The 470-nt window shown below is 32.8% G+C and carries 2 pseudogenes; both read right to left on the minus strand.

Annotation, left to right across the window (positions count from 1 at the left end):
• Positions 1-227, minus strand: a pseudogene (locus tag HMPREF2701_RS11290) (hypothetical protein); the annotation flags it as partial.
• A 3-nt stretch (positions 228-230) separates the two neighbouring features.
• A pseudogene (locus HMPREF2701_RS01030) lies at positions 231-470 on the minus strand (hypothetical protein); the annotation flags it as partial.

The raw sequence follows: 470 nt of genomic DNA on the forward strand, positions 1-470 counted from the left end.
ACAATAACTTTTCTAGATACAAATCTTAAATAAAATACAAAGACGAGAACTAAAAAGTCAATAACTAATAATATGAGTCCCAATATTTCCAAATTGCTTTGAAATATTAAAAATACTGCCATCACATAAACAACCAAGACTAAAAATAAGCAAATTAGAATAACCCTATCAAGTTGTAAAAGAGTGTTTTCTGTCGCCCTACTTACTATTTTTTTTACTAATTTCATATATTATTCCCCTTTATCATTAAAAATGGATATTCCAATAAGAGTACTAGCTACTGCTCCCCCCATTAGTTTTACAGAACTCACAGCGGCCAAAAAAGCAATAATTTCAGGGGCAAACGCTACAGCGACACCTATAGTAACTACTGCACCAAAAGCTATTGCTACTTCCTTAGGATGCTCAACAACCCAATTAAAAGCACCACTAACTACCTCACCAGTTGTATTAAAAGTTTGAGTGAGATG

This window comes from Streptococcus sp. HMSC077D04, from assembly GCF_001808785.1.
GTDB classification, from domain to species: domain Bacteria; phylum Bacillota; class Bacilli; order Lactobacillales; family Streptococcaceae; genus Streptococcus; species Streptococcus mitis_BX.